Here is a 14,687-nt window from a genome sequence, read left to right as displayed (position 1 = left end):
AAAAACAGCAAGCTCCTTTTACGGGATTTTCCCGCACAAGGACCTGCTGTTTTTCTTTTTTTCACGATATGTTATGTAGATGACTTCATTATAAAACGGTTATATATTCGATCATGGAACTACCCAGAATCACGATCACGAGCATCAGTGCAACGTAGACCAGGAGGATCGCATACAGCGGATCCAGGCCGCCAACCATTCTTTTTTTGTAGCTGGTCATGACGAATAACGGGACGGTCATCACGGTGCTGATGAACGACAGAAGGATGATAACCTTCGAGATATCGCCATTCAGGAACAGGAACAGAAAGCTGACCCCATACAACACGAGGAACAAGGGCAGCAAAGCGCCGAATCTTGCCATCACTTCTTTTAGCTTCGCAGCCGGGTTGAAGGACAGCTTGACCGCAGCGAAGGTAAAGACGTTCAGCAAGAACAGGAAAATCGCAGTCCAAACGGTTGGTTTTAGGACAAGATCTGCAAATGCCCCTTCAGGCAGCCCTTGCAGCTCATGATGAAGCGCTGCATACAGTGCGAGTGGAAAAAGAACAACATAGAGCAGCATGGACACGATCGCGTTGAAAAACTGGCTGCTTTCCGTTCCCGCAGCTGCGCCAAAGGGATTTCTTAATCCCTTCAGAAAATAATCCCCATAGAGCTGTCCGTACAATTTTAAGCTGGTCCAATAAGGATTGGATTCCTCTTCTTCAGAATGCTGCCGGCCTGCCGCTCGGAACGGAATATCCGGCGGGGTATATACCGGCAGAACGGATTCGGTCTGGCGTACATGAGGTAACTCCCCTCTACTGCCGGCATTTCGCCTAGTGACACTGTACGCCTCCGACGTTGCTGCTTGCTCTTTCATGGCGGCAAATACGGGCGAATCCTCGATAATCAGCCTTGCCCCGCATTTCTTGCAATACTTCCCATCTCCCGTTTCATATCGACATATTGGACAAGTCATACTCTGGCCCCCCTGTTCATACACATCCGCAAATCGAAGGATAGGTATTAGATAATGTACACATTCGAGTCGAAACGTTTGGCCCGTGCAAGGATGCTATGGAACATGAGGCGCTCTGGGCCCAGGTATTCTTTCTATGAGAATTTACATCTTTTTGCTAATAGTATAAGTTGACGTGTTATGAAATGGAAGGATTTTCTGAGGGACGATACTGCGCCTAACCCTTGGAATTGGTTAATACTATATGACTTGTTGATTCAATCTCATTCTGTGAAATGCTTGTGAACAATCAAATATTCGTTTGAATATCGGGTGTAAATCGGGTATATTATGACTAACAATCAAATCAACGTTTGAATATATATAGAGTAAAGAGCACTTATTGCTCCTATTCCAAGGAGGTTGTTCTTATGAATGTACGGACGATGAACGAAGAAGTCGCCCTCGAGCTGTGTGAAACGGAATGTCCTTCAACTGAAAGAATTGCTTCCTTAAAAGAAACGATCTCCGATGAGGATATGATCGGCATGGCGGAAATCTTCAAGGCTTTGGCCGACCCGACGCGCGTCAAGGTAGCTTATATGCTGGACCGCGGCGGCGAGTTATGTGTTTGCGATGTAGCTGAGGTTCTCGGAAGCTCAACGGCAACGGCCTCCCATCATCTGCGGACGCTGAAGAACAAAGAAATCGCCAAATCGCGCAAGGCCGGAAAGAATGTATACTACTCGCTCAAAGATGACCACATCCGGACATTGCTTCACATGACGCTGGAGCACCAAAAGGAGAAGATGTAGATGAGTAAGGACAACCATCAACATTCCCAATCCTCTCCGGAGACAAGCGGCGAACTTATTGAATACCGGGTACAAGGGCTCTCCTGCCCTAACTGTACACGTGAAATGCAGGAGGAGATTCAGAAGCTGGATCATGGGAACAATGCCCGACTGAGTTACAACAGCGGGAAGCTGACCCTCTCTCCCCATGTCAATCTAAGCCGAGTAGAAACCATTCTGAAAAGTGACGGTGCGCGCATCGTTTATGCTCCGCAGACAGCCTTATCGACCGCCAGTGCTGAAGTGCAGCCTATCCATTCATCGCATGCTCACGGATCGGCACAAGGACATGATCACGAACATGGCCATGATCATGCTCATGAACATAGTCATGGCGGCATAGGGAGTATGAAGTGGCTGCTGTCCATCTCCGCTGTTTTCTATCTCTTCACCTTTCTATTGGAAGGAAAAGTCGCCGAACCGGTTGTGATCGCATTATATGCAGGCGCTATGATTTTGAGCGGATATACGACATTTTTGCGCGGACTGCGTAATCTGACCCGCTTTAAATTCAATATGGATACCCTGATGACCGTTGCGCTCGTGGGTGCCGTCATCATCGGGGAGTGGAGAGAAGCCACATTGGTTGCCATTCTGTTTGGTCTTAACGAGCTGCTGGAAGGCTACGGCATGAATCGGGCCCGGCAATCGATGGAAGCGCTGCTGGCCGCAGCGCCCAAAGAAGCGGAACTATGGAAAGACGGTCAAACCCAGCGCGTGCCGATCGAGAGTCTCACTCCCGGGGACGTTGTCCGGGTGAGACCCGGGGAGAAGATCCCTTCCGATGGAGCCATAACCCAAGGAACCGGGGCGGTGAACGAAGCCGCCATTACCGGGGAATCGGTACCTGTTACGAAACGGGAGGGCGATGCTGTGTTTGGCGGCAGTGTCAGCACCGATGGTGTGCTCTATATCGCCATATCGAAGGCCTATGAGGATTCCTCCCTGGCCAAGATCATGCATCTTGTACAGGAGGCACAGGACAGCAAGACACCGACAGAGCTCTTCATCGATAAATTTGCAAAGTACTATACTCCCGCTATTATGATCATCGCACTGGCGGTTACGCTGATTCCTCCGCTGCTGCTGAATCAGCCCTGGATGACCTGGATCTATCAAGGGCTGTCCATCCTCATTGTCGGATGCCCTTGTTCGCTTGTCCTTTCCTCTCCGATTGCATTGGTCAGCGGGATGACCCGCGCGGCACGCAACGGTATTCTGATCAAAGGCGGGGTCCACCTGGAGCAGCTTGGCCGGCTGGAAGCCATCGCTTTTGACAAGACGGGAACCTTGACCAAAGGCGAGCCTGCCGTCTATGCAGAGACGGTATATGATGAAACTAAATTTTATGCCGTTGTAGGCGCACTGGAGCAATCGTCACTCCATCCGTTGGCTAAAGCCGTCATGAAACATCTGGAGATCAAGAATCCGCAGTGCATGTTCAATGAACCTCAACAGATAACGGTACTGCCAGGCGAAGGCATTCGGGCTGAAGTTGGAGGGAAATTGTTCTGGGTCGGAAGCGAGGAAGTGCTGAAGCATGTGAACGGCCAGCAAGATCATATCCGTGCCGTGGAGGATGACATTCGGCGCATGAAGGCCCAAGGTTATACGATTGTTGCTGCTGTAAGCGAGGATCGCGTATTAGGCCAGTTCGGCCTTGCCGACGAGATCAGACCGGAGACGGCAACCGTCGTCCGCAAGCTTCACGAGGCCGGTATCACGGATACGGTCATGCTGACAGGCGACCATGAGCAGTCCGCACAGGCCATCGCGAAACAATCCGGTGTAGCTCGGGTATTCGCAAGCCTCCTGCCGGAACAGAAGGTTGCCAAAATCAAGGAGCTTTCTTCCCGCAAAAAAACCGGCATGGTTGGCGATGGTATTAACGACGCCCCTGCATTGGCCGCTGCCGATCTGGGTATCGCGATGGGAAAAGGGACTGACAGTGCCATAGAAACCGCCGACGTTGTATTGATGCAGGATCACCTTGGCAAGCTGCCGGGGGCCATCAAAACCGCAAGACGGGTCAATCAGATTATCAAGTGGAATATCGGGCTTTCCTTGTCGCTGAAGGCCATTGCTTTGCTGCTAACGATCCCGGGTTGGCTGACCCTGTGGATTGCAATCATATCGGACATGGGCGCCACCATTATCGTTACCTTGCTTGGTCTCACCATCCTGCTTGGCAAGGATCAGGAGCTGAAATCAGGATATTAATATAACCGGAGCCTCGCCCCTTCAGGGCAGCTCCGGTTTTTTAGTTCGTCATTTGGCCACTAGCTCTGATCTTACGCCATAAGCATATATCAATTTTTACATGATTTTGCGATAGGGTGAAACATTTCCCATTATTTAGTCGTTTATATAGGCGGGAGTGTAAAACATAAGGAGGAACTGATATGAAATCCGTGCAACTCATCAAATTAGCAGGTACCGCATCCATAGCCATGTCTTTATTGCTTACGTCCTCATCGCTCGCAACGATTTCTGCCCATGCGGCAGCAGCTTCCACATCACAGAGCAAGGCAAAATGGAGCACGCTGGACGTGAAACATAAACCTTATACGAATAAAGGCGTCGTATTCATTCCATTGAAGGAAGTTTCCGAACAACTGCAGCTGCAGTTGACGATCCCGGGAAAAAAAGAGCTGTATATTAACAGCCCGACACAGTCTGTTCGCATTATCATCGGACAGTCGCGCGCAGTCAATGCCAAGGGGACCCCTCTCAAGCTTGAGGCGGCTCCGGTCGTGAAGAAAGGCGTGACTTATGTTCCAGCCAGTCTGATTACCAAAGCTTTCGGCATCCCTCTGAAATATGACAGCAAATCCGGGCTTAGAACGACCTTTGATGCTTGGTCAAAATACGCCTATGCTTCCAAGGCCAATATGCTGTTCTGGGTAAATCGCGAGAATGGTATGCTCTCGATGGGTAAAGCCGGATCCACGCCAGCCCAAGTTGGTATAATCCCGGTTGAGGAGATCGATCAAGTCAGCTTAAGCGCACATCGCATCAATAGCACTACCTACGTGGTCGACTTGTCCAATTATTACGGCGAACCTCATATTCATGAGGGAAGATACCGGGTGCTCATTCAGGACAAGAAAATCCTGAAGCTATCCAAAACCAATCATTCCAATTTTGCCGGGATCAACTACCATCCGGACCAATTCAGCTACAAAGGCAATATTGCCATGATGAACGGCAGTACGCTTGAGCTGGTTCATCCGATGGGCAAAACGGTCAAAACTTATGACCTGACCGCGCTCACGGGAGTAAAGGATAGTTTTATCGTAGAAGCGATTGAACAGGACTTCCTGCTCGTCCGACCATACACGAAGGCGACCCTGTATATCGTCCATCCGACTGGCAAGACAGCCGAGCTTATCTATCCTGAGCTTCTGGACGAGGAAACTATCAAGGTCATAGAGGAAATGCCGCCGAATGAGGTGGGCTTCATTGGTGACGGCCTTACGTATCTCGGATATGCCGGCGGCAAGCTGACGTTCCAATACAACAATCCGTTTCTCGATCAAAAAGAAAAGCTGACCTACACCCTTCCATTCTAATCGATATGCAAATAAGTAGAAGACCGGCCGGATTCATTTACGAATCCAACCGGTCTTCTTCATGTTCGTCCTTTTTGGAAAGGCTGCTTTAATTTATTGTATCATTCCGCTGTCTGAAGAGCTTCCCTGAATTCCTCTGGCGATGCATTCCACCATTCCTCGTTACGCGAAATCAGCAGCTCGCGCAGTGCCTTCTTCTCGACGTCGCCAAGACCATCCAGAATGATCTTGCGCTTCATCGCCGCATCCATTTTATTCACATGATCGGCGAGGATCTTCCAGCCGCGACGGGCCTCCTGGTCGATCCACATTTCACAGGCGGTCATGCCTGCATAATGCTGTCCTTCCGCCGTACGATCTACAGCCACCCACACGATCCATACCTGTCGTCCATTGGGCACTTCATCCCGGTTCATGCTGAAACGGATACCCTTCTCCACCTTACTCTTGGCATGCATGGCCCCAATATCCACTCGGGCCTCGCCATTATCGATAATGACGGGTGACAGACTGTTCAGATCGATGGAGCCTGATCCAAACCCTTTATGCTTACTCTTGCTATTAATAATATTCAAAGCAATCGGTTTCTTCGCACCCTGCTTCTGCTCTTCATTCTCCACTGCTGCCGACCTCCTATATCAGAGCCGATGCTTACGTATCAGCTGCTAAATTGATAACCATGTCCCAATAATTTTATTTTAACTAATAATCCCCCAAAAGCAAACATATACATGCACTAGATGCTTGTCAACGGGAGGTTGTTCGATATGGTCCCACCACGTGCCAAAGTCTTTCTATCATCCCTGCTTGCCCTAGGTTTGCTTGCAGGATCGATGCCGATATTTCTGAATCCAGGGTCCTCAGCGTCTGCTCTTGCCCCAAATGCGGGCAAGCCCTCCGCCTCTGCCGTGGAGAAGGCCCCGCTCTCACCGCCTAAGGTGCAGCCTAATATTCCTGCTCCGGCCTTGAGCGACCGGCTGGTGGAATATCATATGGATGTTCGGTACGAGCCTGAGGAGAACAAGCTTAAGGGCAAACAGACACTCACTTGGACTCATCCAGGCAAAAAAAGCGTAAACGAGCTGTACTTTCATCTGTATCCCAATGCTTTTGCTTCCAATGACACGACTTTTATGAAGGAATCGGGCGGCAGGCTTCGTTCCGATCCCATGCCAGATGACGGATACGGCTCCATGACCATTACCAGCGTGAAAACAACCGAAGGACTGGCCCTGACCCATCGCCTTCAATTTGTTCAACCTGACGACGGCAACATCAAGGATCACAGCCTTGCCAAGCTAAGGTTGCCTAAACCCATCAAGAGCGGGGAGAGTGTTACCATTCATTTGGAGTTCGAGGTCGAGCTTCCCAAAATATTTGCCCGCATGGGAACCACCGAGAATTTTATCATGGCTGGCCAATGGTTTCCGAAAATTTCGGTCTATGAACCGGCCGGTCTTCGCGGAAGAGCAGAGGAAGGCTGGAATCTTCATCAATACCACGGCAACTCCGAATTCTATTCCAACTTCGGCATTTACAGCGTTCGCATTCGAGTGCCCGAAAATTACATTGTCGCCGCGACCGGATTCCCTACCAAGCCTGCCCAAAAATCAAACGGGGAAAAAATTTATCAGTTTTACGCGGATGACGTACATGATTTTGCCTGGTCGGCATCGCCAAACTTTGTCACGGCAGAAGAAGCATTCTCCGCACCAGGCGTACCTGGCGTCCGCATCAAGCTGTATCTCGATCCAGCCCATAAAGACTTAAAAGAGCGTTACTTTGATGCCGCCAAGTCGGCACTCGCTTCGTTTGGAAAATGGTACGGAACCTATCCGTACTCCACGTTGTCCATCGTCGTTCCGCCTGAATCGGGCAACGGTGCAGGCGGCATGGAATACCCGACGCTGGTCACAGCCTTCGGTGCCAAGAACGATTCGCCGGGATATGAACTGGAGCGGACCGTTATTCATGAGATCGCCCATCAATATTTTTACGGAATGATTGCAAGTAACGAATTTGAGGAAGCGTGGCTGGACGAGGCCTTTGCAACCTATGCAGAAGAACGAGTGATGGAAAAAGAATACGGTATTACCTCCAATACGGCGGCTCAGGGAGCATCCATTACTTCCCCTGCACCGCTGAAGATGGAATCCTGGAAATACAGCTCTCACGAAAACTACGCACTGAATGTATATACGAGGGGCAAGCTGGTGCTGCAAGGCATCGAACGGCAGGTCGGTCCACAGATGATGGGCAAGATTATGCATACCTATGCCCAGAAATACCGGTTCAAGCATCCAACCACATCTGACTTTCAGAAAGTCGTCGAGCAAGTAAGCAAAACGTCCTGGCAGTCGTATTTTGACCAATATGTATATGGAAGCCAGATGGCGGATGTCGCCATCGACGTGATCAAAACCAAAAATAAAGGCACGGCTGAAAATCCTCGGTATGAGTCCACGGTCCAGATTACGAGCAAGGACGGGGATATCACCGATGTGCCGATCGTGTTCGCCTTTGAGGACGGCAAAACGGTGGAACGAACCTGGAGCGGCAAAGACGGCAAAGTGGCTTACACCCTGGAATACAGCTCTCCGCTCGCCTGGGCCATGGTTGATCCGAAGTACTCCATCGTCCTGGAGAATAAACACATTAATAACTATATGAAGGCAGGAATGGATCCGACGGTGGTTACACGCTGGAATCTCAGTATTACCAAGCTTGTGGAGACGCTGTTCGGCAGCCTGTCATGGTGAGGGGGGAGCACATGAAAAGTTACGCAGGCCAAGGGTGGATCAGTGTTAAAGACCAGCTATACGTCACGATTCTGCTCTTCTTATACCGTTTGCTGTGGGGATATTGCCTGTACCGACTCGTAAAATCGGCAGTCGTCCCCCTTCTGATGCGATATCCGGATTCCGCCCCTAACGAGCTCAGCCGTCTTTTATTCTTCTACGAGGGCGAGATGAGCCTGTCCTTGAGCAGCACAGTACACACTTACGGATGGCTTTTGGCCGGTTTGCTCCTGATCCGGATGATCCTCACCCCGCTCATTCGGGCCGGCATCTTCTACAACCTTCACCAGGAAGCCAAGGGCGAGCGCGGTTTATTCTTCTTCACTGGCATGCGGAAACTGTGGAAACCCGTAACGCTATTCTATCTGGTTGAGCTTATTCTCACCTTCGCACCCGGTTACTGGATTCTGCCCAAGATCCTCCCGATTCTGCTGAATGGAATTCAGGAGCCTGTACTGCTGCTTCATGCACTGCCCTATGCAGCTGGCTGGTTCTTGTACGCCTATCTGATCCGCCTGTTATTGCTCTATATGCAATTTGGCCGTACCGGCGATTCCAGCATGATCAGCTCTATCCATGCGCTCTTCCGCCGCTTGGGCACAGCAATGCTGTTATCCATCACCATCGGCGGATCCGCCTGTATCATTCTGCTGCTCCTGAGCTCGGCCTCGCTCTTCTGGGCCGGGTTGATCGGCTTAATTATTCAGCAGGCCTCTTATTTCCTGAATGGACTTTTCCAAATTTGGGCAATGTCCGCTCAATATCATTTGTGGAGAGATTCCTCCTCACAGCATCCTTAATGGTTACAATTCGTCACCCTAAAATAATGAAACACGCTCGTGAATAAGCTGTAATCAGAAGCGACACGTTTCTATCCCGCGCTAGATTTTACAGAGAATAAGAGTTCATTTATCCTCTATATTACAAATTTCTGAACGCCAAATTACAAAAAAACCTGTTCCCTCAAGATGGGGACAGGTTTTTTTGTTTAAAAATAATGTTTCCTCGTTTGCCAAATTGTTAATACTCTGCTAAAATAACGAATATGTTAGTAACAACTTTGTCATCTTTATTGTAACTTTTATGTAGGAACGTTGTAATTCGCTAACTATGTTGGAACGTCAAACGTCAATGAATGGGTTCATCAACATTTCAAGGAGCCGAATTCCCATAACGATATGGGAAGCGGGGGATCCGTTTTGGGTGAATTGATCTCGCAAGAGAGGGATCATAGGGGACCTTCAACCGAACCCTTAAGCTAACCTCGCAGGCAATGGAAGGAGCTTTTGTTTTGAATAAGAAGTTAACGGCTGTTTCTCTAGGCCTCGCACTCGCACTCACATTAGGGACCGGAAGCGCTTTCGCCGATTCCAAATTAAATACTGCAATCAAACCAGCCATTGGTGTTTCTTACAAAACAGGTGGAACTACAACGAATGGATTTGACTGCTCCGGATTCACCAGCTATGTTTACAAGAAGCTTGGTCTTAGCCTGCCCCGCACGTCTGCAGCTCAATACAAAGTAGGTACGGCCGTATCCAAGAGCAACCTGAAAGCTGGCGATCTCGTGTTCTTCAACACATCCGGTAGAGGTGTATCTCATGTGGGTATTTATGTCGGGAGCGGCAAATTCGCTCATTCTTCATCTTCGCGCGGTGTCATTATCAGTCCGCTGAGCCAGAGCTATTACGCTAACCGATATGTAGGCGCTAAAAGAATTATGAGTCAGAATACGTACAAATCTGTAGCTGTGAACTACAATTAATGTTGGAACTTAATTGATTTACTCTTACAAGAAAGCCCTGGGTTTATGAGATTGTGCCGATCTCATCCAGCGGCTTTTTTCTTTTGTTGATTGTGTGTATACCTTTATAACGTTCAGGACAGCAAAAAAGTTCCCGCTTTTCGAAAAAAAATAAAATTTATTATACAATTTCACTTCACTTCGCCATGTCTTCACATCATCTATCCTTTATATACCCTTCTCTCCCTTCATTAAACACCCATTTTGGAAAAATATTGATTTTCCTTGGTGCTTCGACAGCTAATGCTATTGAAAAATAGCGAAATTCACCAAGAAATAATTGCCAATCTCGCTTGCTGTCTGATAGAATGGACGCAGTAACAACTTTGTCATTAATGTAAGTGCTTTAATATATAGATGGCTATGCCTCGCGGCATCGAAAAGGAGCTTTCCATGCTGAAGAAAACATTATCGACAGCAGCCCTAAATATCACGCTGTTGTTCACTTTGGGCGTTGGCAGCGTCTTTGCTGATCATGCGCTGGATCAGGAAATCGATAAGGTTCTGGGTACAAGATACAGCTACGGTGGTACAACCACGAGCGGTTTTGACTGTTCCGGCTTCACCATGTATGTTTATGCTAAACTCGGTCTGAAGCTCCCGCATCAATCCGGCTCTCAATTCGACATGGGGACAAGCGTGTCCCGTAAGGAGCTGCGCGCTGGCGATTTGGTGTTCTTCAACACATCGGGGCAGGGCATCTCCCACGTCGGCATTTATGTCGGCGATGGCAAATTCGCCCATGCTTCCTCTAACCGCGGCGTGGTTATCAACCGCCTGGCAGAGGATTACTACGATCAGCGGTACGTGGGTGCAAAGCGTATCATGAGCGATGATAAGTATGAAGAGTCGGTCGGTGAATCATCCTAAGATATAGAGGCTAATCTTCCCTATACATAATGCTTGCCCGTTAAAGGAGCCCTTACCTCTCTTTGGCGGGCTTTTTTGATGCAACCTGGATGCTCGTAATATGGTTATTATTTATGCAGACGATAGGAGGACTTCGCAAATGGATGCCACACCGATTACATTTCACACCGTAGTCATGCGTGAAGAGCACGCCGAAGAGATATGCGCCTGGGCCTACCCTCCCCCCTATAATATCTATGGCTTTCTTCCCTGGGAGCAGATGAAAGGGCTTGAGGTGGAGTTTGGCGATCCGGACATTCGCCAAAGACAGTACATCTCGGTTCTGGATGAGCGGGAGGCCCTCTGGGGATTTGCCCAGCTGTTTCCGATGCATGAGGTGACACGAATTGGACTTGGCATGCGGCCTGATTGGTGCGGGCGTGGAATGGGTAAACGATTTATGCAGACGATTGTCCGGGAAGCCAGACGGAGGCGGCCTGCCGACGAAATTGACCTTGAGGTAATGACCTGGAATGAGCGAGCAATCCGCGCTTATCAAAGGGCAGGCTTTCACATCACCGATACGTATGAGCGGCTTACGCCAACGGGCAATGCCCTTTTCCACTGTATGGTGTATGAGCCCCCGACAAATGAGGAATATTAATCTTTGTCTATATGAAAAAGCACAATTTTGTGTACTTTTTATGAAGCTACGCCGTATAGTTGCTTTTTTTGTCACAACTGGCTATGCTGTCTATGGATGTTGGTTTATAATGGAGACAAGTGCAAAAGTGCAGTATACATAGAAGGGACGATATGACGATGCAAAAATGGATCATGAGCGGATTGTTCTTCGTCGCATGTGCGTTGGCTATCGCGCTGATGTTTACGCTCCCAGGTAAGGAACAGGTAGCTCAGGAAGAGAAGCCGACCATGCCGGAAGTGACTCTCGATGCAGCCGCAGCGGAAGCCACACTGAAAGCAAGCTGCATTAGCTGTCACGGCGACCAACTTCAAGGCGGCGCTGGGCCGGCTTTGAATCAAGTAGGCGGACACATGGATGCGGACGCGATCTTCAACGTTGTAACCAAAGGTCGTAAGGGAATGCCTTCCTTTAAAGACCAACTTAAACCTGAAGAAATCGCAAACATCGCGCTGTACCTTGCTGAGAAAAAATAAATCAGCTTATACGCAAAACACGCTTGCACCTGGAGTTGTTCCCGGTGCAAGCGTGTTTTTTTACATATTGGGGACTTCTAAAGGGACTAATGGTCTCCCCGTTCTATTGTCCCGACTTGCCATCCTTCGAACGACTCTTCTCATAGGCTTCGTTAAACTGCTGCGCTTCCTTAATATCCACAGCCGTAATGCCACCGTCGTCCCAAGAAGTGAGACGAAGTGTAACGACTTTATAATCTATGGTGATGTAGGGGTGATGTCCGAAAGCTTCCGAAATAGCTGCCACTTCATCAACAAAAGCGATTCCCTTCATGAAGGAGGAGAAGGTATACTTTCGTACAATCCATCTCCCTTGTTCAAATTCCCAACCCTCAAGCTTTTCCAGATGAGCCTCTACTTCTTGCTGCGTATAAAGCATCTTTTATCTTCCTCCCCGAAAAAAACCTATCTTAAAGCCGACTAACCGTAATATGGGCTATCTGTCATCTATTCTATTCTGCCCTGTATCTGTTGATAACTGGAGTGATTACACAAGGGCCACAAAAGCCAACTCTTCCTCACCAATCAAAATATGTATTCGATGGTTCGTCTGATCATGCATGACCACGCCGCTGCCAACATTAATCACCGGCTCTGTGCCCAGCGCATAGAACAAATCCTCTGCCAGCGCCTCATGGACCTCATTTCGCTCGGCTTCGCCCAAATTGCCCCAATCCTCAGCTTCCATTTCAAAGAAGACATAGCTGTCGGAAATTCGCCCGACCGCCTCGGTCAGTTCTGCCAGAATTTCGCCATAATCCCTTCCGTGCTTAACGCCCATCTTAATCACTCCTTTCCTTGCCGTACTTAGCTTCGTTTCCCTTCCTTCCATTATACCGGAAATTACAACTAAAAAAAAAAGCCCGACCTGACGATAAATAGGATAACGCCCCACATAAGGGGCCCGGTTCTCCATGAGAGCCGTTCTGACGAATGGATTCGTTATTTTATTTCTCACGGATGAGGTGTGGTATGGAAATTTCAACAATTATAGGCTTAATAATCGGTATCGTCGCGGTACTGGTGGGCATGATCCTGAAAGGTGCCTCCCTTCTCGCTTTGTATAATCCGGCAGCCTATCTAATCATTCTTGGCGGTACGGCAGCAACTTTATTCATCGGATTTCCGCTAGTCGAGCTAAAAAAGATTCCGAAGCTGGTCAAGATGACCTTCGTGAAACAGAATCTGATGGACAAAACGGATATGATCAAGCTGTTTATGGAATGGGCTTCGATCACACGCCGTGAAGGACTTCTGGCTCTGGAAACCAAAGTCGATGAAATCGATGACAGCTTCCTGCGTAATGGGATGCGCATGATCATCGACGGCAACGATCAGGAATTCGTACGTGACGTTTTAATGGAAGATATTAATGCCACCGAGGAGCGCCATCGTTCCGGTTCATTGATCTTCTCGCAGGCCGGTATGTATGCACCTTCCCTCGGGGTACTCGGAGCCGTTATCGGTTTGATCGCTGCACTGTCCCACATGGAAGATATGGGCGAACTCGCTCATGCTATCGGGGCTGCATTTATTGCTACCCTGCTCGGTATCTTCACCGGTTATGTTATCTGTCACCCGATTGCGAATAAACTCAAGCGTCTGTCCAAACGCGAGGTTGAAATCCGCCTGATGATGGTAGAAGGCCTGCTGTCTATTCAATCCGGTGTATCCACCATTGCAATCAATCAAAAGCTCTCCGTGTTCCTGACACCGTCCGAACGGGCTGAGCTCAGCGAGAGGGAGGCTGGTGCTAGTGAGCAAAAAGACTAGGCACGAGCCGCATGAGGAGCATGCCGACGAATCCTGGCTTCTTCCTTACGCAGACCTACTGACCTTGCTTCTGGCCCTGTTCCTGGTGCTATACGCCATGAGCGCGACAGACGCACGCAAATTTCAAGAAATGAGCGAAGCCTTCAGCGTTGCTCTCACTGGCGGGACCGGCGTGCTGGATTACAGCAAAACGGAACCCAGCGATGATCCGCCCAATATTAAAGATCATAAAGCGACATCCCCTTCCGTTCCCGCAACAACACCTGACCAACGACGTGCTGAGCTGATGCGTCAGGAACAACAGGATCTGGAGAAGTTAAAGAAGCAGCTCGATAATTATATTAAAAATAACGGTTTAACCTCGGAGCTCAGCACCAAGTTGAACCACTCCCAGCTTGTCATTACAATACGGGATAACGCCTTGTTCCCTTCCGGCGAAGCCGTTGTGAAGCCGGAGGCCCGCAAATTGGCCAAGGCTATCTCACAAATGCTTCATAAGTTCCCGGACTATGAAATTATTGTATCCGGACATACGGACAATGTGCCAATCTCTAATAGCCGATATCCGTCGAATTGGGATTTAAGCTCGGATCGTGCCTTGCAGTTCATGAAGATTTTGCTCACCAACTCGGAGTTGGATCCTAAACGGTTCATGCCGATCGGTTATGGTGAATACCATCCGATTGCCGACAACAACACCGCTGCTGGGCGAGCGAAGAACCGCAGAGTCGAGGTTTCCATTATACGTAAATACCAGGATAGTGCGACCTTTACCAGCGTGAATGAATAACTCAACAGGGAACGGTCCCTACAGACTATAACACACAATAAACAACCGATGCATCTGGTCTCCAGATCCATCGGTTGTTTTGGTTT

Annotated in this window: 15 protein-coding genes and 1 riboswitch; of the genes, 11 read left to right on the top strand and 4 right to left on the bottom strand. The window is 49.0% G+C overall.

Translation table 11 applies throughout. From position 1 onward, the window contains the following. Window positions 1–88: 88 nt before the first annotated feature. A complete protein-coding gene (locus MKX98_RS00530; protein WP_194540334.1) occupies window positions 89–964 on the bottom strand; it encodes a hypothetical protein in 876 nt (291 codons plus the stop codon). A 410-nt stretch (window positions 965–1,374) separates the two neighbouring features. Here MKX98_RS00530 and MKX98_RS00525 point away from each other — a divergent pair, with 410 nt between their 5' ends. The 3 genes from MKX98_RS00525 to MKX98_RS00515 all read left to right on the top strand — a co-directional run bounded on the left by MKX98_RS00525 (window position 1,375) and on the right by MKX98_RS00515 (window position 5,369). After that, window positions 1,375–1,758 (top strand): metalloregulator ArsR/SmtB family transcription factor, encoded by a 384-nt coding sequence (locus tag MKX98_RS00525; RefSeq protein WP_194540333.1) that lies wholly within the window; start codon window positions 1,375–1,377, stop codon window positions 1,756–1,758. Next, window positions 1,759–4,017: a heavy metal translocating P-type ATPase gene (locus MKX98_RS00520; RefSeq protein ID WP_339220844.1), complete on the top strand. Its 2,259-nt coding sequence runs from the start codon at window positions 1,759–1,761 to the stop codon at window positions 4,015–4,017. A gap of 182 nt (window positions 4,018–4,199) precedes the next feature. Continuing rightward, window positions 4,200–5,369 carry a copper amine oxidase N-terminal domain-containing protein gene (locus MKX98_RS00515; protein ID WP_339220842.1) on the top strand — a complete coding sequence of 390 codons (1,170 nt, stop codon included), beginning with the start codon at window positions 4,200–4,202 and terminating at the stop codon, window positions 5,367–5,369. 101 nt (window positions 5,370–5,470) lie between these two features. Here the strand turns inward: MKX98_RS00515 and MKX98_RS00510 are convergent, their stop codons facing one another. Further along, window positions 5,471–5,989, bottom strand: a complete 519-nt coding sequence (locus MKX98_RS00510; protein ID WP_071221123.1) for a YwhD family protein — start codon at window positions 5,987–5,989, stop codon at window positions 5,471–5,473. Window positions 5,990–6,136: 147 nt separating this feature from the next. Here MKX98_RS00510 and MKX98_RS00505 point away from each other — a divergent pair, with 147 nt between their 5' ends. The 6 genes from MKX98_RS00505 to MKX98_RS00480 all read left to right on the top strand — a co-directional run bounded on the left by MKX98_RS00505 (window position 6,137) and on the right by MKX98_RS00480 (window position 11,999). Next, window positions 6,137–8,128, top strand: a complete 1,992-nt coding sequence (locus MKX98_RS00505; RefSeq protein ID WP_194540330.1) for a M1 family metallopeptidase — start codon at window positions 6,137–6,139, stop codon at window positions 8,126–8,128. A gap of 11 nt (window positions 8,129–8,139) precedes the next feature. Then, window positions 8,140–8,967: a hypothetical protein gene (locus MKX98_RS00500; protein ID WP_220687016.1), complete on the top strand. Its 828-nt coding sequence runs from the start codon at window positions 8,140–8,142 to the stop codon at window positions 8,965–8,967. Between the two features lie 348 nt (window positions 8,968–9,315). Further along, window positions 9,316–9,455: riboswitch (cyclic di-AMP (ydaO/yuaA leader) on the top strand. A gap of 3 nt (window positions 9,456–9,458) precedes the next feature. Continuing rightward, window positions 9,459–9,932 (top strand): C40 family peptidase, encoded by a 474-nt coding sequence (locus MKX98_RS00495; protein ID WP_339220839.1) that lies wholly within the window; start codon window positions 9,459–9,461, stop codon window positions 9,930–9,932. A 435-nt stretch (window positions 9,933–10,367) separates the two neighbouring features. Further along, entirely contained in the window at window positions 10,368–10,841 is a 474-nt protein-coding gene (locus tag MKX98_RS00490) for a C40 family peptidase (protein ID WP_194545005.1), read from the top strand. Window positions 10,842–10,980: 139 nt separating this feature from the next. Continuing rightward, entirely contained in the window at window positions 10,981–11,484 is a 504-nt protein-coding gene (locus tag MKX98_RS00485; RefSeq protein ID WP_220687017.1) for a GNAT family N-acetyltransferase, read from the top strand. 158 nt (window positions 11,485–11,642) lie between these two features. Continuing rightward, complete coding sequence (locus MKX98_RS00480) at window positions 11,643–11,999, top strand: cytochrome c (protein ID WP_006207476.1); 357 nt, start codon at window positions 11,643–11,645, stop codon at window positions 11,997–11,999. Window positions 12,000–12,102: 103 nt separating this feature from the next. Here MKX98_RS00480 and MKX98_RS00475 read toward each other — a convergent pair whose 3' ends face one another. Together MKX98_RS00475 and MKX98_RS00470 are read right to left on the bottom strand one after the other, a co-directional pair. Continuing rightward, on the bottom strand, window positions 12,103–12,417 hold the full coding sequence (locus tag MKX98_RS00475; RefSeq protein ID WP_009595556.1) for a 4a-hydroxytetrahydrobiopterin dehydratase: 315 nt from the start codon (window positions 12,415–12,417) through the stop codon (window positions 12,103–12,105). A gap of 108 nt (window positions 12,418–12,525) precedes the next feature. Next, on the bottom strand, window positions 12,526–12,819 hold the full coding sequence (locus MKX98_RS00470) for a hypothetical protein (protein ID WP_194540327.1): 294 nt from the start codon (window positions 12,817–12,819) through the stop codon (window positions 12,526–12,528). 191 nt (window positions 12,820–13,010) lie between these two features. Here MKX98_RS00470 and motA point away from each other — a divergent pair, with 191 nt between their 5' ends. Together motA and motB are read left to right on the top strand one after the other, a co-directional pair. Then, window positions 13,011–13,811 carry a flagellar motor stator protein MotA gene (gene motA, locus MKX98_RS00465; protein ID WP_100541615.1) on the top strand — a complete coding sequence of 267 codons (801 nt, stop codon included), beginning with the start codon at window positions 13,011–13,013 and terminating at the stop codon, window positions 13,809–13,811. Continuing rightward, on the top strand, window positions 13,795–14,601 hold the full coding sequence (gene motB / locus MKX98_RS00460) for a flagellar motor protein MotB (protein WP_220687018.1): 807 nt from the start codon (window positions 13,795–13,797) through the stop codon (window positions 14,599–14,601). The genes motA and motB overlap by 17 nt, the downstream gene beginning before the upstream one ends. Window positions 14,602–14,687 lie beyond the last annotated feature (86 nt).

The organism is Paenibacillus sp. FSL W7-1332 (assembly GCF_037969785.1).
Classification (GTDB): domain Bacteria; phylum Bacillota; class Bacilli; order Paenibacillales; family Paenibacillaceae; genus Paenibacillus_AQ.
This window is presented reverse-complemented; position numbering and strand designations above follow the sequence as displayed.